General features: G+C 79.6%; 5 protein-coding genes and 1 pseudogene. 2 read left to right on the top strand and 4 right to left on the bottom strand.

The window, feature by feature from the left end; genetic code table 11:
• Positions 1–83: 83 nt before the first annotated feature.
• Together CCUG20998_RS29380 and CCUG20998_RS28800 are read right to left on the bottom strand one after the other, a co-directional pair.
• Positions 84–6,549 (bottom strand): annotated as a pseudogene (locus CCUG20998_RS29380) (hypothetical protein); the annotation flags it as partial.
• Between the two features lie 430 nt (positions 6,550–6,979).
• Positions 6,980–11,938, bottom strand: a complete 4,959-nt coding sequence (locus CCUG20998_RS28800) for a PE family protein (protein ID WP_240642829.1) — start codon at positions 11,936–11,938, stop codon at positions 6,980–6,982.
• 250 nt (positions 11,939–12,188) lie between these two features.
• Between CCUG20998_RS28800 and CCUG20998_RS24865 the strand changes: the two genes are divergently transcribed.
• The gene (locus tag CCUG20998_RS24865; RefSeq protein WP_015357364.1) at positions 12,189–13,019 is read left to right on the top strand and encodes an amidohydrolase family protein; all 831 of its coding nucleotides are present in this window, start codon (positions 12,189–12,191) and stop codon (positions 13,017–13,019) included.
• 12 nt (positions 13,020–13,031) lie between these two features.
• Positions 13,032–14,579 (top strand): acetolactate synthase large subunit, encoded by a 1,548-nt coding sequence (locus CCUG20998_RS24860; RefSeq protein ID WP_020730675.1) that lies wholly within the window; start codon positions 13,032–13,034, stop codon positions 14,577–14,579.
• Here the strand turns inward: CCUG20998_RS24860 and CCUG20998_RS24855 are convergent.
• The gene (locus CCUG20998_RS24855; protein ID WP_103654197.1) at positions 14,576–15,301 is read right to left on the bottom strand and encodes a serine hydrolase; all 726 of its coding nucleotides are present in this window, start codon (positions 15,299–15,301) and stop codon (positions 14,576–14,578) included. The two genes, CCUG20998_RS24860 and CCUG20998_RS24855, sit on opposite strands and share 4 nt — an antisense overlap.
• Positions 15,301–19,527 carry a PE family protein gene (locus CCUG20998_RS24850; RefSeq protein WP_116269152.1) on the bottom strand — a complete coding sequence of 1,409 codons (4,227 nt, stop codon included), beginning with the start codon at positions 19,525–19,527 and terminating at the stop codon, positions 15,301–15,303. Before CCUG20998_RS24850 ends, CCUG20998_RS24855 begins: the two co-directional genes overlap by 1 nt.
• Positions 19,528–19,592 lie beyond the last annotated feature (65 nt).

Raw genomic sequence — 19,592 nt, 5'->3', positions numbered from 1 at the left:
TCGAGCCGGTGCCGCCGGTGCCGGCCGCGCCGCCGGTGCCGCCGTCGCCGCCTTGGCCGCCGGCTTGGGCGGCCAGCAGCGGGTCAGTGCCCGCAGCGCCGTCGCCGCCGTCGCCCGCCGGTGCCGCCGTGGCCGCCGTCGCCGCCTTGGCCGCCGGCGCCTTGGAGTCCGCCGCCGCCGGTGGCCGGCTGCGGCCGCCCGGTGCCGCCGGTCCCGCCGGCTCCGCCCTGGCCGCCCGCGGCGCCCATGGCGCCCGCACCGACCACGGTGGTGTTGTCGGCGCCGGTCCCGCCGTGGCCGCCGGCCCCGCCGGTGCCGCCGTCACCCGCGGTGCCGTCGGTGCCCATGGTCGAGCCGGTGCCGCCGGTGCCGGCCGCGCCGCCGGTGCCGCCGTCGCCGCCTTGGCCGCCGGCTTGGGCGGCCAGCAGCGGGTCAGTGCCCGCAGCGCCGTCGCCGCCGTCGCCGCCGGTGCCGCCGTGGCCGCCGTCGCCGCCTTGGCCGCCGGCGCCTTGGAGTCCGCCGCCGCCGGTGCCGGCTGCGCCGCCGGTGCCGCCGGTCCCGCCGGCTCCGCCCTGGCCGCCCGCGGCGCCCATGGCGCCCGCACCGACCACGGTGGTGTTGTCGGCGCCGGTCCCGCCGTGGCCGCCGGCCCCGCCGGTGCCGCCGTCACCCGCGGTGCCGTCGGTGCCCATGGTCGAGCCGGTGCCGCCGGTGCCGGCCGCGCCGCCGGTGCCGCCGTCGCCGCCTTGGCCGCCGGCTTGGGCGGCCAGCAGCGGGTCAGTGCCCGCAGCGCCGTCGCCGCCGTCGCCGCCGGTGCCGCCGTGGCCGCCGTCGCCGCCTTGGCCGCCGGCGCCTTGGAGTCCGCCGCCGCCGGTGCCGGCTGCGCCGCCGGTGCCGCCGGTCCCGCCGGCTCCGCCCTGGCCGCCCGCGGCGCCCATGGCGCCCGCACCGACCACGGTGGTGTTGTCGGCGCCGGTCCCGCCGTGGCCGCCGGCCCCGCCGGTGCCGCCGTCACCCGCGGTGCCGTCGGTGCCCATGGTCGAGCCGGTGCCGCCGGTGCCGGCCGCGCCGCCGGTGCCGCCGTCGCCGCCTTGGCCGCCGGCTTGGGCGGCCAGCAGCGGGTCAGTGCCCGCAGCGCCGTCGCCGCCGTCGCCGCCGGTGCCGCCGTGGCCGCCGTCGCCGCCTTGGCCGCCGGCGCCTTGGAGTCCGCCGCCGCCGGTGCCGGCTGCGCCGCCGGTGCCGCCGGTCCCGCCGGCTCCGCCCTGGCCGCCCGCGGCGCCCATGGCGCCCGCACCGACCACGGTGGTGTTGTCGGCGCCGGTCCCGCCGTGGCCGCCGGCCCCGCCGGTGCCGCCGTCACCCGCGGTGCCGTCGGTGCCCATGGTCGAGCCGGTGCCGCCGGTGCCGGCCGCGCCGCCGGTGCCGCCGTCGCCGCCTTGGCCGCCGGCTTGGGCGGCCAGCAGCGGGTCAGTGCCCGCAGCGCCGTCGCCGCCGTCGCCGCCGGTGCCGCCGTGGCCGCCGTCGCCGCCTTGGCCGCCGGCGCCTTGGAGTCCGCCGCCGCCGGTGCCGGCTGCGCCGCCGGTGCCGCCGGTCCCGCCGGCTCCGCCCTGGCCGCCCGCGGCGCCCATGGCGCCCGCACCGACCACGGTGGTGTTGTCGGCGCCGGTCCCGCCGTGGCCGCCGGCCCCGCCGGTGCCGCCGTCACCCGCGGTGCCGTCGGTGCCCATGGTCGAGCCGGTGCCGCCGGTGCCGGCCGCGCCGCCGGTGCCGCCGTCGCCGCCTTGGCCGCCGGCTTGGGCGGCCAGCAGCGGGTCAGTGCCCGCAGCGCCGTCGCCGCCGTCGCCGCCGGTGCCGCCGTGGCCGCCGTCGCCGCCTTGGCCGCCGGCGCCTTGGAGTCCGCCGCCGCCGGTGCCGGCTGCGCCGCCGGTGCCGCCGGTCCCGCCGGCTCCGCCCTGGCCGCCCGCGGCGCCCATGGCGCCCGCACCGACCACGGTGGTGTTGTCGGCGCCGGTCCCGCCGTGGCCGCCGGCCCCGCCGGTGCCGCCGTCACCCGCGGTGCCGTCGGTGCCCATGGTCGAGCCGGTGCCGCCGGTGCCGGCCGCGCCGCCGGTGCCGCCGTCGCCGCCTTGGCCGCCGGCTTGGGCGGCCAGCAGCGGGTCAGTGCCCGCAGCGCCGTCGCCGCCGTCGCCGCCGGTGCCGCCGTGGCCGCCGTCGCCGCCTTGGCCGCCGGCGCCTTGGAGTCCGCCGCCGCCGGTGCCGGCTGCGCCGCCGGTGCCGCCGGTCCCGCCGGCTCCGCCCTGGCCGCCCGCGGCGCCCATGGCGCCCGCACCGACCACGGTGGTGTTGTCGGCGCCGGTCCCGCCGTGGCCGCCGGCCCCGCCGGTGCCGCCGTCACCCGCGGTGCCGTCGGTGCCCATGGTCGAGCCGGTGCCGCCGGTGCCGGCCGCGCCGCCGGTGCCGCCGTCGCCGCCTTGGCCGCCGGCTTGGGCGGCCAGCAGCGGGTCAGTGCCCGCAGCGCCGTCGCCGCCGTCGCCGCCGGTGCCGCCGTGGCCGCCGTCGCCGCCTTGGCCGCCGGCGCCTTGGAGTCCGCCGCCGCCGGTGCCGGCTGCGCCGCCGGTGCCGCCGGTCCCGCCGGCTCCGCCCTGGCCGCCCGCGGCGCCCATGGCGCCCGCACCGACCACGGTGGTGTTGTCGGCGCCGGTCCCGCCGTGGCCGCCGGCCCCGCCGGTGCCGCCGTCACCCGCGGTGCCGTCGGTGCCCATGGTCGAGCCGGTGCCGCCGGTGCCGGCCGCGCCGCCGGTGCCGCCGTCGCCGCCTTGGCCGCCGGCTTGGGCGGCCAGCAGCGGGTCAGTGCCCGCAGCGCCGTCGCCGCCGTCGCCGCCGGTGCCGCCGTGGCCGCCGTCGCCGCCTTGGCCGCCGGCGCCTTGGAGTCCGCCGCCGCCGGTGCCGGCTGCGCCGCCGGTGCCGCCGGTCCCGCCGGCTCCGCCCTGGCCGCCCGCGGCGCCCATGGCGCCCGCACCGACCACGGTGGTGTTGTCGGCGCCGGTCCCGCCGTGGCCGCCGGCCCCGCCGGTGCCGCCGTCACCCGCGGTGCCGTCGGTGCCCATGGTCGAGCCGGTGCCGCCGGTGCCGGCCGCGCCGCCGGTGCCGCCGTCGCCGCCTTGGCCGCCGGCTTGGGCGGCCAGCAGCGGGTCAGTGCCCGCAGCGCCGTCGCCGCCGTCGCCGCCGGTGCCGCCGTGGCCGCCGTCGCCGCCTTGGCCGCCGGCGCCTTGGAGTCCGCCGCCGCCGGTGCCGGCTGCGCCGCCGGTGCCGCCGGTCCCGCCGGCTCCGCCCTGGCCGCCCGCGGCGCCCATGGCGCCCGCACCGACCACGGTGGTGTTGTCGGCGCCGGTCCCGCCGTGGCCGCCGGCCCCGCCGGTGCCGCCGTCACCCGCGGTGCCGTCGGTGCCCATGGTCGAGCCGGTGCCGCCGGTGCCGGCCGCGCCGCCGGTGCCGCCGTCGCCGCCTTGGCCGCCGGCTTGGGCGGCCAGCAGCGGGTCAGTGCCCGCAGCGCCGTCGCCGCCGTCGCCGCCGGTGCCGCCGTGGCCGCCGTCGCCGCCTTGGCCGCCGGCGCCTTGGAGTCCGCCGCCGCCGGTGCCGGCTGCGCCGCCGGTGCCGCCGGTCCCGCCGGCTCCGCCCTGGCCGCCCGCGGCGCCCATGGCGCCCGCACCGACCACGGTGGTGTTGTCGGCGCCGGTCCCGCCGTGGCCGCCGGCCCCGCCGGTGCCGCCGTCACCCGCGGTGCCGTCGGTGCCCATGGTCGAGCCGGTGCCGCCGGTGCCGGCCGCGCCGCCGGTGCCGCCGTCGCCGCCTTGGCCGCCGGCTTGGGCGGCCAGCAGCGGGTCAGTGCCCGCAGCGCCGTCGCCGCCGTCGCCGCCGGTGCCGCCGTGGCCGCCGTCGCCGCCTTGGCCGCCGGCGCCTTGGAGTCCGCCGCCGCCGGTGCCGGCTGCGCCGCCGGTGCCGCCGGTCCCGCCGGCTCCGCCCTGGCCGCCCGCGGCGCCCATGGCGCCCGCACCGACCACGGTGGTGTTGTCGGCGCCGGTCCCGCCGTGGCCGCCGGCCCCGCCGGTGCCGCCGTCACCCGCGGTGCCGTCGGTGCCCATGGTCGAGCCGGTGCCGCCGGTGCCGGCCGCGCCGCCGGTGCCGCCGTCGCCGCCTTGGCCGCCGGCTTGGGCGGCCAGCAGCGGGTCAGTGCCCGCAGCGCCGTCGCCGCCGTCGCCGCCGGTGCCGCCGTGGCCGCCGTCGCCGCCTTGGCCGCCGGCGCCTTGGAGTCCGCCGCCGCCGGTGCCGGCTGCGCCGCCGGTGCCGCCGGTCCCGCCGGCTCCGCCCTGGCCGCCCGCGGCGCCCATGGCGCCCGCACCGACCACGGTGGTGTTGTCGGCGCCGGTCCCGCCGTGGCCGCCGGCCCCGCCGGTGCCGCCGTCACCCGCGGTGCCGTCGGTGCCCATGGTCGAGCCGGTGCCGCCGGTGCCGGCCGCGCCGCCGGTGCCGCCGTCGCCGCCTTGGCCGCCGGCTTGGGCGGCCAGCAGCGGGTCAGTGCCCGCAGCGCCGTCGCCGCCGTCGCCGCCGGTGCCGCCGTGGCCGCCGTCGCCGCCTTGGCCGCCGGCGCCTTGGAGTCCGCCGCCGCCCGCCGGCCGGTGCGCCGCCGGTCCCGCCGGCTCCGCCCTGGCCGCCCGCGGCGCCCATGGCGCCCGCACCGACCACGGTGGTGTTGTCGGCGCCGGTCCCGCCGTGGCCGCCGGCCCCGCCGGTGCCGCCGTCACCCGCGGTGCCGTCGGTGCCCATGGTCGAGCCGGTGCCGCCGGTGCCGGCCGCGCCGCCGGTGCCGCCGTCGCCGCCTTGGCCGCCGGCTTGGGCGGCCAGCAGCGGGTCAGTGCCCGCAGCGCCGTCGCCGCCGTCGCCGCCGGTGCCGCCGTGGCCGCCGTCGCCGCCTTGGCCGCCGGCGCCTTGGAGTCCGCCGCCGCCGGTGCCGGCTGCGCCGCCGGTGCCGCCGGTCCCGCCGGCTCCGCCCTGGCCGCCCGCGGCGCCCATGGCGCCCGCACCGACCACGGTGGTGTTGTCGGCGCCGGTCCCGCCGTGGCCGCCGGCCCCGCCGGTGCCGCCGTCACCCGCGGTGCCGTCGGTGCCCATGGTCGAGCCGGTGCCGCCGGTGCCGGCCGCGCCGCCGGTGCCGCCGTCGCCGCCTTGGCCGCCGGCTTGGGCGGCCAGCAGCGGGTCAGTGCCCGCAGCGCCGTCGCCGCCGTCGCCGCCGGTGCCGCCGTGGCCGCCGTCGCCGCCTTGGCCGCCGGCGCCTTGGAGTCCGCCGCCGCCGGTGCCGGCTGCGCCGCCGGTGCCGCCGGTCCCGCCGGCTCCGCCCTGGCCGCCCGCGGCGCCCATGGCGCCCGCACCGACCACGGTGGTGTTGTCGGCGCCGGTCCCGCCGTGGCCGCCGGCCCCGCCGGTGCCGCCGTCACCCGCGGTGCCGTCGGTGCCCATGGTCGAGCCGGTGCCGCCGGTGCCGGCCGCGCCGCCGGTGCCGCCGTCGCCGCCTTGGCCGCCGGCTTGGGCGGCCAGCAGCGGGTCAGTGCCCGCAGCGCCGTCGCCGCCGTCGCCGCCGGTGCCGCCGTGGCCGCCGTCGCCGCCTTGGCCGCCGGCGCCTTGGAGTCCGCCGCCGCCGGTGCCGGCTGCGCCGCCGGTGCCGCCGGTCCCGCCGGCTCCGCCCTGGCCGCCCGCGGCGCCCATGGCGCCCGCACCGACCACGGTGGTGTTGTCGGCGCCGGTCCCGCCGTGGCCGCCGGCCCCGCCGGTGCCGCCGTCACCCGCGGTGCCGTCGGTGCCCATGGTCGAGCCGGTGCCGCCGGTGCCGGCCGCGCCGCCGGTGCCGCCGTCGCCGCCTTGGCCGCCGGCTTGGGCGGCCAGCAGCGGGTCAGTGCCCGCAGCGCCGTCGCCGCCGTCGCCGCCGGTGCCGCCGTGGCCGCCGTCGCCGCCTTGGCCGCCGGCGCCTTGGAGTCCGCCGCCGCCGGTGCCGGCTGCGCCGCCGGTGCCGCCGGTCCCGCCGGCTCCGCCCTGGCCGCCCGCGGCGCCCATGGCGCCCGCACCGACCACGGTGGTGTTGTCGGCGCCGGTCCCGCCGTGGCCGCCGGCCCCGCCGGTGCCGCCGTCACCCGCGGTGCCGTCGGTGCCCATGGTCGAGCCGGTGCCGCCGGTGCCGGCCGCGCCGCCGGTGCCGCCGTCGCCGCCTTGGCCGCCGGCTTGGGCGGCCAGCAGCGGGTCAGTGCCCGCAGCGCCGTCGCCGCCGTCGCCGCCGGTGCCGCCGTGGCCGCCGTCGCCGCCTTGGCCGCCGGCGCCTTGGAGTCCGCCGCCGCCGGTGCCGGCTGCGCCGCCGGTGCCGCCGGTCCCGCCGGCTCCGCCCTGGCCGCCCGCGGCGCCCATGGCGCCCGCACCGACCACGGTGGTGTTGTCGGCGCCGGTCCCGCCGTGGCCGCCGGCCCCGCCGGTGCCGCCGTCACCCGCGGTGCCGTCGGTGCCCATGGTCGAGCCGGTGCCGCCGGTGCCGGCCGCGCCGCCGGTGCCGCCGTCGCCGCCTTGGCCGCCGGCTTGGGCGGCCAGCAGCGGGTCAGTGCCCGCAGCGCCGTCGCCGCCGTCGCCGCCGGTGCCGCCGTGGCCGCCGTCGCCGCCTTGGCCGCCGGCGCCTTGGAGTCCGCCGCCGCCGGTGCCGGCTGCGCCGCCGGTGCCGCCGGTCCCGCCGGCTCCGCCCTGGCCGCCCGCGGCGCCCATGGCGCCCGCACCGACCACGGTGGTGTTGTCGGCGCCGGTCCCGCCGTGGCCGCCGGCCCCGCCGGTGCCGCCGTCACCCGCGGTGCCGTCGGTGCCCATGGTCGAGCCGGTGCCGCCGGTGCCGGCCGCGCCGCCGGTGCCGCCGTCGCCGCCTTGGCCGCCGGCTTGGGCGGCCAGCAGCGGGTCAGTGCCCGCAGCGCCGTCGCCGCCGTCGCCGCCGGTGCCGCCGTGGCCGCCGTCGCCGCCTTGGCCGCCGGCGCCTTGGAGTCCGCCGCCGCCGGTGCCGGCTGCGCCGCCGGTGCCGCCGGTCCCGCCGGCCCGCCCTGGCCGCCCGCGGCGCCCATGGCGCCCGCACCGACCACGGTGGTGTTGTCGGCGCCGGTCCCGCCGTGGCCGCCGGCCCCGCCGGTGCCGCCGTCACCCGCGGTGCCGTCGGTGCCCATGGTCGAGCCGGTGCCGCCGGTGCCGGCCGCGCCGCCGGTGCCGCCGTCGCCGCCTTGGCCGCCGGCTTGGGCGGCCAGCAGCGGGTCAGTGCCCGCAGCGCCGTCGCCGCCGTCGCCGCCGGTGCCGCCGTGGCCGCCGTCGCCGCCTTGGCCGCCGGCGCCTTGGAGTCCGCCGCCGCCGGTGCCGGCTGCGCCGCCGGTGCCGCCGGTCCCGCCGGCTCCGCCCTGGCCGCCCGCGGCGCCCATGGCGCCCGCACCGACCACGGTGGTGTTGTCGGCGCCGGTCCCGCCGTGGCCGCCGGCCCCGCCGGTGCCGCCGTCACCCGCGGTGCCGTCGGTGCCCATGGTCGAGCCGGTGCCGCCGGTGCCGGCCGCGCCGCCGGTGCCGCCGTCGCCGCCTTGGCCGCCGGCTTGGGCGGCCAGCAGCGGGTCAGTGCCCGCAGCGCCGTCGCCGCCGTCGCCGCCGGTGCCGCCGTGGCCGCCGTCGCCGCCTTGGCCGCCGGCGCCTTGGAGTCCGCCGCCGCCGGTGCCGGCTGCGCCGCCGGTGCCGCCGGTCCCGCCGGCTCCGCCCTGGCCGCCCGCGGCGCCCATGGCGCCCGCACCGACCACGGTGGTGTTGTCGGCGCCGGTCCCGCCGTGGCCGCCGGCCCCGCCGGTGCCGCCGTCACCCGCGGTGCCGTCGGTGCCCATGGTCGAGCCGGTGCGGTGCCGCCGGTGCCGGCCGCGCCGCCGGTGCCGCCGTCGCCGCCTTGGCCGCCGGCTTGGGCGGCCAGCAGCGGGTCAGTGCCCGCAGCGCCGTCGCCGCCGTCGCCGCCGGTGCCGCCGTGGCCGCCGTCGCCGCCTTGGCCGCCGGCGCCTTGGAGTCCGCCGCCGCCGGTGCCGGCTGCGCCGCCGGTGCCGCCGGTCCCGCCGGCTCCGCCCTGGCCGCCCGCGGCGCCCATGGCGCCCGCACCGACCACGGTGGTGTTGTCGGCGCCGGTCCCGCCGTGGCCGCCGGCCCCGCCGGTGCCGCCGTCACCCGCGGTGCCGTCGGTGCCCATGGTCGAGCCGGTGCCGCCGGTGCCGGCCGCGCCGCCGGTGCCGCCGTCGCCGCCTTGGCCGCCGGCTTGGGCGGCCAGCAGCGGGTCAGTGCCCGCAGCGCCGTCGCCGCCGTCGCCGCCGGTGCCGCCGTGGCCGCCGTCGCCGCCTTGGCCGCCGGCGCCTTGGAGTCCGCCGCCGCCGGTGCCGGCTGCGCCGCCGGTGCCGCCGGTCCCGCCGGCTCCGCCCTGGCCGCCCGCGGCGCCCATGGCGCCCGCACCGACCACGGTGGTGTTGTCGGCGCCGGTCCCGCCGTGGCCGCCGGCCCCGCCGGTGCCGCCGTCACCCGCGGTGCCGTCGGTGCCCATGGTCGAGCCGGTGCCGCCGGTGCCGGCCGCGCCGCCGGTGCCGCCGTCGCCGCCTTGGCCGCCGGCTTGGGCGGCCAGCAGCGGGTCAGTGCCCGCAGCGCCGTCGCCGCCGTCGCCGCCGGTGCCGCCGTGGCCGCCGTCGCCGCCTTGGCCGCCGGCGCCTTGGAGTCCGCCGCCGCCGGTGCCGGCTGCGCCGCCGGTGCCGCCGGTCCCGCCGGCTCCGCCCTGGCCGCCCGCGGCGCCCATGGCGCCCGCACCGACCACGGTGGTGTTGTCGGCGCCGGTCCCGCCGTGGCCGCCGGCCCCGCCGGTGCCGCCGTCACCCGCGGTGCCGTCGGTGCCCATGGTCGAGCCGGTGCCGCCGGTGCCGGCCGCGCCGCCGGTGCCGCCGTCGCCGCCTTGGCCGCCGGCTTGGGCGGCCAGCAGCGGGTCAGTGCCCGCAGCGCCGTCGCCGCCGTCGCCGCCGGTGCCGCCGTGGCCGCCGTCGCCGCCTTGGCCGCCGGCGCCTTGGAGTCCGCCGCCGCCGGTGCCGGCTGCGCCGCCGGTGCCGCCGGTCCCGCCGGCTCCGCCCTGGCCGCCCGCGGCGCCCATGGCGCCCGCACCGACCACGGTGGTGTTGTCGGCGCCGGTCCCGCCGTGGCCGCCGGCCCCGCCGGTGCCGCCGTCACCCGCGGTGCCGTCGGTGCCCATGGTCGAGCCGGTGCCGCCGGTGCCGGCCGCGCCGCCGGTGCCGCCGTCGCCGCCTTGGCCGCCGGCTTGGGCGGCCAGCAGCGGGTCAGTGCCCGCAGCGCCGTCGCCGCCGTCGCCGCCGGTGCCGCCGTGGCCGCCGTCGCCGCCTTGGCCGCCGGCGCCTTGGAGTCCGCCGCCGCCGGTGCCGGCTGCGCCGCCGGTGCCGCCGGTCCCGCCGGCTCCGCCCTGGCCGCCCGCGGCGCCCATGGCGCCCGCACCGACCACGGTGGTGTTGTCGGCGCCGGTCCCGCCGTGGCCGCCGGCCCCGCCGGTGCCGCCGTCACCCGCGGTGCCGTCGGTGCCCATGGTCGAGCCGGTGCCGCCGGTGCCGGCCGCGCCGCCGGTGCCGCCGTCGCCGCCTTGGCCGCCGGCTTGGGCGGCCAGCAGCGGGTCAGTGCCCGCAGCGCCGTCGCCGCCGTCGCCGCCGGTGCCGCCGTGGCCGCCGTCGCCGCCTTGGCCGCCGGCGCCTTGGAGTCCGCCGCCGCCGGTGCCGGCTGCGCCGCCGGTGCCGCCGGTCCCGCCGGCTCCGCCCTGGCCGCCCGCGGCGCCCATGGCGCCCGCACCGACCACGGTGGTGTTGTCGGCGCCGGTCCCGCCGTGGCCGCCGGCCCCGCCGGTGCCGCCGTCACCCGCGGTGCCGTCGGTGCCCATGGTCGAGCCGGTGCCGCCGGTGCCGGCCGCGCCGCCGGTGCCGCCGTCGCCGCCTTGGCCGCCGGCTTGGGCGGCCAGCAGCGGGTCAGTGCCCGCAGCGCCGTCGCCGCCGTCGCCGCCGGTGCCGCCGTGGCCGCCGTCGCCGCCTTGGCCGCCGGCGCCTTGATTTGCACCCGCGCCGCCACCGACACCGCCCGCACCGCCGGCCCCGCCAGAAAATCCGGTTCCACCTATGGCACCGGAGTTAGCTGCAGCGTCTGTGCCGGCTGCACCATCGCCGCCGCGACCGCCGCTGCCGCCGGCGCCACCGTCACCAGTGCTGCCGGACCGGCCGTTATGGCTGAAGAGGTGGCGGGCACCACCGGCCCCGCCGGTGCCAGGGGCGCCGCCGTCACCGCCTGTGCCTCCACCTCCACCGTCGCCACCAAGACCGGCCAGATTGCCGTCCAATCCGGTGCCGCCGTGCCCGCCGCTGCCGCCGCTGCCTCCGTAGCCGCCCGTTCCGCCGCGTCCGAAGAGTAGTGGGGCGCGACCACCAGCCCCACCGTTGCCGCCCGCGCCGCCGGCTCCGCCGCTGCCGCCGCCATCAGTACCGCCAGCGCCCGCGCCGCCGGTACCGCCGTTCCCTCCGGCACCACCGTGCATGAATAACCCACCGCGTCCACCGGCTCCGCCGTCGCCACCGACTCCTCCGGCGGTGCCGGTGGAGGCGGCAGCGCCGCCGGCGCCGCCGAGGCCGCCAGTGCCGGCCGCCCCGAGTAGCCATCCGGGGTTCCCGCCATCGCCGCCGTGCCCGCCGGGGGTACCGGTAGCTCCGATCCCACCGATGCCGCCGCTGCCGGCGTTACCGATCAGGAAACCGCCGTCGCCGCCCTGGCCGCCGGTGCCGCCGCCGATTCCCCCTGCACCGCCAGCGCCTCCGCTGCCAAAGAGCCATGCCGCATCGCCGCCACTGCCGCCGGATCCGCCGCCGTCACCGCCGGTGCCGCCCGGGCCGCCGTCGCCGATCAGCCACCCGCCGTGGCCGCCCGCCCCGCCAGAAGTGCCAGCGCCGCCGCTGCCGCCGGCGCCGATTAGCAGGCCGCCGCTGCCGCCGCTGCCGCCGGTGGAGCCTCCGACACCCGCTGCACCACCGGCGCCTCCGCGGCCCCAGAGGCCAGCAGATCCGCCGTCGCCCCCCGCCTGGCCGGCGCCGCCAGCTGCACCGGCGCCGCCGTGGCCGTACAGCAAGCCCCCGTTGCCGCCGGCGCCCCCGGCGCCGATCCCGCCACCACCTCCGAGGCCGCCTGTCCCGCCATGCCCGAACAACCAGGCGTGGCCGCCGGCGCCACCCGTGCCGCCGCCCATTCCGCCCGCCCCGCCGACACCGCCCCGGCCGTACAGCCAGCCGCCGTTGCCCCCAACCCCGCCGGCCCCACCGCCGATTCCGCCGGCCCCGCCGTTGCCCCCGTTACCCAAGAGGCCCCCGGAGCCGCCGGCGCCACCGGCCTGGCCGGCGGCGCCGGCCGCTCCGTTGCCGCCGTTACCGATGAGCAGTCCACCATCTCCGCCGGCTCCACCCGGAGTTGTCGCGTTGGCGCCGTCCCCGATGAGAGAGCGCCCGAAGAACGCCTGAGTGGGTGAGTTGATGAGGTTCAGTAGATTTTGCTCAGCGTTGGCGGCCTCAGCCCATGCGTATGACCGGGCGCCGCCTTGCATCGCTTGTATGAACTGCTCGTGATATGCCGCTGCCTGCGCGCTTATGTGCTGGTATTCGAGGCCATGCACGCCGAAGAGGGCGGCGATGCGTGTGGATACTTCATCGGCGCCTGCGGCCAGCAGGTCAGTGGTGGAGGCTGCCGCTGCCGCGTTAGCGGCGCTGACAGAGGAACTGATCCTCGTTAGGGTTCCTGCCGCGGCGGCGACGATCTCTGGTGAAACGACAACGTAGGTCAAGACAAGCTCCCAGGGCTCGCTAAAAACGGTCTACATACGGCTTGCGACGACCGCCCCCACGCCGGACTCGTCGGAACGGATGCTATGCAACGGATGGCAACAGGAAACGCGCTTTCTCTGATATTCATTCAGTTTCTTTTAGTTTTTGGTGCTGCGCGACGGTCCTGTGTCCGGATATCGAGGTCGACGTCCTCGCACCGCCAGACCAGCAGCGATGCGGGCGCGATGGCCGTCTAGAGTCTGAAGTGCGATGACGATCGACGCGTGGATGCAGCATCCGACTCAGCGATTCCTGCGCAGCGACATGCTGGCCTCGCTGCGCCGCTGGACCGACAGCTCGATCCCCGAGGCCCAGATCCCCATCGAGGCGACCATTGCATCGATGGATGCCGCCGACGTCGAGTTCGGTCTACTCAGCGCGTGGCGTGGTCCCAATGGTCAGGATCTGGTGTCTAACGACGAGGTTGCGGGGTGGGTCGATCTGCACCCGCAGCGATTCGCCGGGCTGGCGGCGGTAGACCTGGACCGTCCGATGGTCGCGGTTCGCGAGCTGCGAAGCCGAGTCGCTTCGGGGTTCGTCGGTCTGCGGGTGGTGCCCTGGTTGTGGGAGGCGCCGCCCACCGATCGCCGCTATTACCCACTGTTCGCCGAATGCGTGGAGTCGGGGGTTCCGTTCTGCACCCAAGTCGGGCACACCGGCCCGCTGCGGCCATCGGAGACCGGCCGCCCGATCCCCTACATCGACCAAGTGGCCCTGGACTTCCCGGAGCTGGTGATCGTCTGCGGTCACGTCGGCTACCCGTGGACAGAAGAGATGGTCGCGGTGGCGCGCAAACACGAAAACGTCTACATCGACACGTCGGCCTACACGATCAAGCGGCTGCCGCACGAGTTGATCCGATTCATGAAGACTGGCACCGGACGACGCAAAGTCTTGTTCGGCACCAACTTCCCGATGATCGCTCATGCGCACGCCCTGGCGGGCCTTGACGAACTCGGTCTGGAAGACGAGGCTCGACGCGACTTTCTGCACGGCAACGCCGAGCGGGTCTTCGGGCTCGCGCAACGACCCCCAAGATAAAGGAGTAGGCAGGTGAACGGTGCCCAGGCTCTGATCAACACCTTGGTCGATGGTGGTGTTGACGTGTGCTTTGCCAACCCCGGTACCTCGGAGATGCATTTCGTGGCCGCACTGGACACCGTTGCGGACATGCGCGGTGTGCTCGCCCTCTTCGAGGGCGTGGCCACCGGTGCGGCCGATGGCTATGCCCGCATGGCCGACAAGCCCGCAGCGGTGCTGCTGCATCTGGGCCCCGGACTCGGCAACGGCCTGGCCAACCTGCACAACGCCCGCCGGGCCCGGGTGCCGATGGTTGTGGTCGTCGGAGACCACGCGACTTACCACAAGAAGTACGACGCCCCATTGGAATCCGACATCGACGCATTGGCCGGCACGGTTTCGGGCTGGGTGCACCGGACCGAGACGGCCGCCGATGTCGGCGCCGACACCGCCAAGGCCATCGCCGCCAGCCGGCAGGGGCCGCAGGTTTGCACGCTGATCCTGCCGGCGGACGCGTCCTGGTCCGAGGGCGCCGAGCCGGCCATGGTGCCGCCGGCGCAACCCGCGCCGGTCACCGGCGACGTGGTCTCGATCGCCAAGATGCTGCGCTCGGCGGAACCGGCCCTGCTCCTGATCGGTGGGGACGCCACCCGGGGGCCGGGTCTGGCCGCGGCCGCTCGTATCGCCGAGGCGACCGGCGCGCGGTGGCTGTGCGAGACATTCCCGACCCGGCTGGAGCGCGGCGCTGGAGTGCCCGCGGTGGAACGGCTCGGATACTTCGCCGAGGCCGCGGCGGCACAGCTGGACGGGGCCAAACATCTGGTGCTGGCCGGCGCGAAATCGCCGGTGTCGTTCTTCGCCTACCCGGGCATGGCCAGCGATCTGGTGCCCGCCGGATGCACGGTGCACGAGCTTGCCGGGCACCGGGGAGCGGCTGATGCCTTGATCGCACTGGCCGACGAGGTTGCGCCCGGGACGAGTGCGCCGCTGGCCGCGCTATCGCGCCCGCAACTGCCGACGGGCGCGCTGACCTCGATGTCAGCGGCGGACGTGATCGGCGCGCTGATGCCCGAACGTGCGATCGTCGTCGACGAGTCCAACACCTCGGGTGTGCTGCTGCCGCAGGCGACCGCCGGTGCGCCGGCCCACGATTGGCTGACGCTGACCGGCGGGGCGATCGGTTACGGCATTCCGGCCGCGGTGGGTGCCGCGGTCGCGGCGCCCGAACGTCCGGTGCTGTGCCTGCAATCCGACGGGTCGGCGATGTACACGATCTCCGGGTTGTGGACCCAGGCCCGGGAAAACCTCGATGTCACCACCGTCATCTACAACAACGGCGCCTACGATATTCTGCGAGTGGAGTTGCAGCGCGTGGGTGCCGGCTCGGCGCCCGGTCCCAAAGCGCTGGATCTTCTTGATATCTCCCGTCCCACAATGGATTTCGTCAAGATTGCGGAAGGCATGGGTGTTCCGGCCCGGCGGGTCGGTAGCTGCGAGGAATTTGCGGACGCGCTGCGCGGCGCCTTCAATGAACCCGGGCCGCATCTGATCGACGCCGTCGTGCCATCGCTGCTGGGCTAGCCGCCGCCTCCGGTAAGGGCAGATAGCTTTGCGCTGCCGCCCAGGAGCCAATCCGCGATCCTGTTCAGCGCCTTGACTCCGGTTTGGAAGCTGGCTGCCTGCGCGGCCAATGCCACACCCAGATGGCCCGATCCGGTGGGCACGATGCCGAACTGCCGCACCAGATAGTCGCCGTCGTGGCCGGGGCCCCAACCGCCTTTTGCGGCAACTCCTTTGGCGGCCAGACCCCAGCGATGGCGCTCGGTGAGATGGCGCATCAAGTCGATGACGGGGCTCGCTTCCGCAACACCGGGCAGTCCCGCGGCGAACAGCGCTTGCCGGTCCAGGCGCCATGGTGTTTGACCGAATGCGGTGAAACCGCGCCGAAGTCGGCGCGATTCCACCCGGGTGCACTCATCGCCGGCCGTGCCGATGACGGCCTGCACCTGTTTGGCGGCATCGAGGGGGTCGCCCAGCTGCGACCACAGCTGCTCGGCGGCCGCGTTGTCCGATTCGGTGATCGCCTTGGTCACCCATGCGGCTGCGCGCCGTGGGTCGCGGCGCAGCGCTGCGATCGCCAACGGCACTTTGGCCGTCGACCAGGCGACGCCGGTCGACCAGGGGCCCAACGAACAGGTCTCGCCGCTGTCGGGGAGCGCGACCGCCACACCCGCGGTCGCCGGCAGCGCGGTGCACAGCCGCTCGAAGCTTGCCTCGAGCGCGGCGCGGGGCGCGCCCATCATCAGGCCTGGCCTCCGGCGCCCGCCGCGCCGCCGCTGCCCGCGGTGCCGCCGGCGCCCCCGGCGCCGCCGTCGGAGTCGGTGCTTGCCTGGCCGTCTTGGCCCTCCTGACTAGCGCCGCCGGTGCCGCCGTTTGCGCCGCTCTGGCCGCTGCCGGACAGGCCGCCACCGCCGCCGCTGCCGCCGGCGCCGCTGGCACCGCCGGTGCCGCCGCTGCCACCGGTGCCCGCCAGGGCACCCGCTCCGCCGTCGCCGCCGCCACCGCCGACCCCGCCGGTCCCGCCCGCCCCGCCGACCCCGCCGGCCCCGCCATTGCCCGCGGTGCCGCCGCCAGAACCCGCAGCGCCCCCACTGCCGCCTTGTCCGCCATTGCCACCGGCCGCACCGATGGAGCCGGTGCCGCCGGTGCCGCCGCCGCCTCCGTTGCCGTTGGCGCCGGCGCCGTTATTGATGCCGCCGTCGCCGCCATCCCCGCCGCTACCGCCGACGGCACCGCCACCGCCCTTGCCGCCGTCGCCGCCGGTTCCGCCGGTTCCCCCGTTGCCGCCGTTGGCGCCGCCGCTACCGGCCCTGCCCCCGGCGCCACCATTGCCGCCGGTGCCGGCGTTGATGGTTCCGTCATTGCCGGCACCGCCCGTACCGCCAGTACCGGCGGTGCCGGTCGCCCCGGAGGCGACGTCGCCGCCGTCGCCGCCGTCGCCGCCCGCGGAACCGTTGCCGCCGGCGGGGGAGCCCTCGATGGTGCCGTTGTTGGCGTTGCCGCCGTTGCCGCCGTTACCCGCGGTGCTGCCGGCCGATCCGGCGGTGACATTCCCACCGTCCCCACCGTTGCCGCCGCCGCCGAACTGACCGCCGGCTCCGCCCTGTCCGCCTTGCCCGCCGACGGCCACACCGTCGGTGCCGGTTTCTGACGCGTCGCCGCCGACACCGCCGTCACCGCCCGGACCGCCGGCGCTGCCGGTGCCGCCGGTGCCGCCTTCCCCGCCGGTGGCCACTTCGTTGTTGGCGGCATTGGTGCCGGTGCCGCCGGCTCCGCCGTCGCCACCCTGCTGGACCTGCGTGGTCGGCAGTGTTGCGGGGCTGCCATTGGTGCCGTTCCCGCCGATTTCCCCGGTGATCCCCGAACCGCCAGGGTTGCCGGCTGTGGCCTGGGGCTGGTTGGGAGTGAAGGCGATGTTGACGGCGTTCGCGCCGTCGGCGCCGTTGCCGCCGTTGCCGCCGTTGCCGCCGTTGCCGCCGGTGCCTTGGCCGCCGGTGCTGCCGCCGGTGCCGGCGCCGGCACTGCCGCCCGCGCCCGGCGCACCGCCGTTACTCCCGTTGCCGCCATCGCCACCGGCTCCGCCGGACGGTGTCGGGAGGCTGGAGGCGGGGACGAACTGCGCGCCGATGGCGCCCTCGGCGCCGTTTCCGCCATTGCCGCCATGGCCGCCGTTGCCGCCGGTCCCGCCATTGCCGCCGCTCGGACCCGCGCCGCCGGCGCCGCCGTTGCCGCCCGCTCCCGCGGTGCCGGCATCACCACCAGCACCGCCGTCGCCTGCGGGGCTGAGGAATCCGGGGGAGCTGCCCGCCCCGCCGAACGCGCCGGCGCCGCCCTTACCTCCGGCGCCGGCATTGCCGCCATTGCCGCCGGTGCCGCCGCCACCGGCGGGTGCCCCGGTAGCGCCGGCCCCGCCGGTGCCACCCACGCCGCCGCCGCCGGCATTGCCGCCGTTGCCGGCGTTTCCGCCGGAGCCGGGGAGGGACACGGTGGTGCCCTGCGCGCCCGCCCCGCCGTCGCCCCCCTCGCCGCCGCTGCCGCCGTCGCCGGCCTCCCCGCCGGCTCCGCCCGCCCCGCCGTTGCCGGCTGCTCCTCCGGTGCCGCCGTGGCCTCCGGTGCCGCCGTGCCCGCCGGTACCACCGGTACCGCCTGCGGGCTCGTCCCCGATGCCAAGTCCGGGAGTCACGGCGGCACCGCCCGCCCCGCCGGTGCCGCCCTTGCCGGCACCGCCCCCGGTGCCACCCTGACCGCCGGTGCCACCGGCACCCCCGGCGGCGCCGCCGTTGCCGCCGGCTCCACCATCGGCTCCGGTGCCGCCAGTTCCGCCGGTACCGCCCGCGGGTGCCGAGGACGTTCCGGTGTTGCCGCTACCGCCGTTGCCGCCGTCGCCGCCAACACCGCCGCCCCCACCGATGCCGCCGCCCCCGCCGGTACCGCCATTGGCGCCGGCGGCGCCACCGGCACCCCCGTCGCCGCCCTTGCCTCCGGCGGTACCGTCGCCGCCGTTGTCGCCGGTGAACAGGTTGGCGTCGGCGCCGTCGACTCCGTTGCCGCCAGCACCGCCGTGACCGCCCTGCCCGCCATTTCCGCCGACGCCCTCGTTGCCCGTCTGACCGCCGGTACCGCCCAGCCCGGCCGCACCGGGTGCCCCGCCGGCGCCGCCGACGCCACCCTGACCGCCGGTGCCGCCCGCGTCGGTAGCCGTCCCGGCGCCGCCGGTACCGCCGTCGCCGCCGGTCGCGCCGCTGCCGCCGGTACCGCCGTTGCCGCCGGTGCCGTTGCTGCCGCCCTGCCCGCCGGTACCGCCGTTGCCGCCGGCCCCGCCGTCGACGCCCGGATCGCCGGTTCCCGCGGTGGGGCCGGCAGCGCCGTTGTCGCCGGGCGTACCGTCTCCGCCCGCACCACCGTGTCCACCGGTGCCGCCGATGCCGAGGCTGCCGGTCTGACCGCCACCGCCGGAGCCGGCGGCGCCGCCGGTCCCGGGCTCGCCGCCTTGACCGCCGTCACCGCCGCTGCCACCCGCACCGGTCACCCCGCCACCGGTGATTCCGTTCGCCCCGGCTCCACCCATGCCGCCAGTGCCGCCGTGGCCACCCTGACCGCCGTCGCCCGCGGCACCGCCTCCCACCGCGGCGCCACCGGCACCGCCGTTGCCGCCGTTGCCGCCGATGTAGCCGTTGGTGCCGCCCTCGCCGAGGGCCGCCCCGTCGATGCCGGGCGCGCCGGCACCGCCGGTACCGCCGGTGCCGCCGGTGCCGCCGGTGCCGAAACCGCCGGCCAACCCGGCGTTGGTCAGTGGTCCCGCGGCGCCCGCGGTGCCGCCGCCACCCGCGGCGCCACCGGCACCACCGTTGCCGCCGGTGCCGGCGGCGATGCTGGTGGTGCCCGCTCCGCCAGTGCCGCCGATGCCGCCGGTGCCGCCTTGGCCGCCGAGTCCTCCGGCGCCACCGTGGCCGAACAGCACCGGCCCGTCGCCACCGGCGCCGCCGGCGCCGCCGTTGCCACCCAGACCGCCGTCGCCGCCGGTGCCGCCGGCGGCCGCAGCTGCCGCGCCCGCGGCCCCGTCGCCACCTTGGCCGCCCGCCCCGCCGTCGCCGCCGTTCATGAACAATCCGCCAGCGCCACCGTTGCCGCCGATGCCGCCATTCCCGGCCGCGCCGCCGCTGCCGGTCCCGGTGGCGCCGATGCCACCGGCCCCACCTGACCCGCCGGCACCGACCAGCCAGCCGGCGTCTCCGCCGGTGCCGCCGACGCCGCCGGTGCCGCCGCCGGTCCCGCCGATACCGCCGGCCCCGCCGGCGCCACCGCCGCCGATGAGCCAGGACCCACTGCCGCCATTGCCGCCCAGGCCACCCATGCCGGCGCCGGCCGCGCCGGTGCCGCCGGTGCCGCCGATCCCGCCGCCGCCGAACAGCAGCCCGCCGTTACCTCCATTGCCACCGCTGGCGCCGCCGGTCCCACCGGCGCCACCCGCGCCGCCATTGCCCAACAAGCCGGCCGATCCGCCGGTGCCGCCAGCCTGGCCGGCAGCACCGGCCGCGCCGTTGCCTCCGCTGCCGAACAACCAGCCGCCGTCGCCGCCGTTGCCTCCGGGCGTCGTCGCATTGGCACCGTTGCCGATGATTGGGCGGGCCAGCAGGCTCTGCGCGGGTGCGCTCACCGCGTTGATGGCCAGCTGCAGCGGTGATGTGCCGGTTGCCTCCGCGGCGGCGTAGGCCACCGCGCCCGCACTCAGGACCCGCTCCAACTGGGTATGCAATGCGGCCGCTTGGCCGGCCAACCGCTGATAGTCGGCGGCGTGCTCGGAGAAGAACGCGGCGATGGCGGTGGACACCTCGTCGGCGGCCGCTGTCAGCATCGCGGTGGTGGGACCCGCCGCCGCCGCGCTAGCCGCGGCGACTGACGAACCGATGCCGGCCAGGTCGCCGGCGGCCGCCGTCATCGCCTCTGGCGCGACAATCAGGTAGGACATCCTGGGCACCTTGCGTTCTGAGAAACACGACCTGGGCACTATCGAGGCGGATGCTATCCCGATCG

The sequence above is a fragment of the Mycobacterium marinum genome, assembly GCF_003391395.1.
In the GTDB taxonomy this organism is placed as follows: Bacteria; Actinomycetota; Actinomycetes; order Mycobacteriales; family Mycobacteriaceae; genus Mycobacterium; species Mycobacterium marinum.
This window is presented reverse-complemented; position numbering and strand designations above follow the sequence as displayed.

Coding starts and splice junctions, on each gene's coding strand:
- CCUG20998_RS24855 (WP_103654197.1), bottom strand. CDS start 15,301: ATGATGGGCGCGCCCCGCGCCGCGCTCGAGGCAAGCTTCGAGCGGCTG.
- CCUG20998_RS24865 (WP_015357364.1), top strand. CDS start 12,189: ATGACGATCGACGCGTGGATGCAGCATCCGACTCAGCGATTCCTGCGC.
- CCUG20998_RS24850 (WP_116269152.1), bottom strand. CDS start 19,527: ATGTCCTACCTGATTGTCGCGCCAGAGGCGATGACGGCGGCCGCCGGC.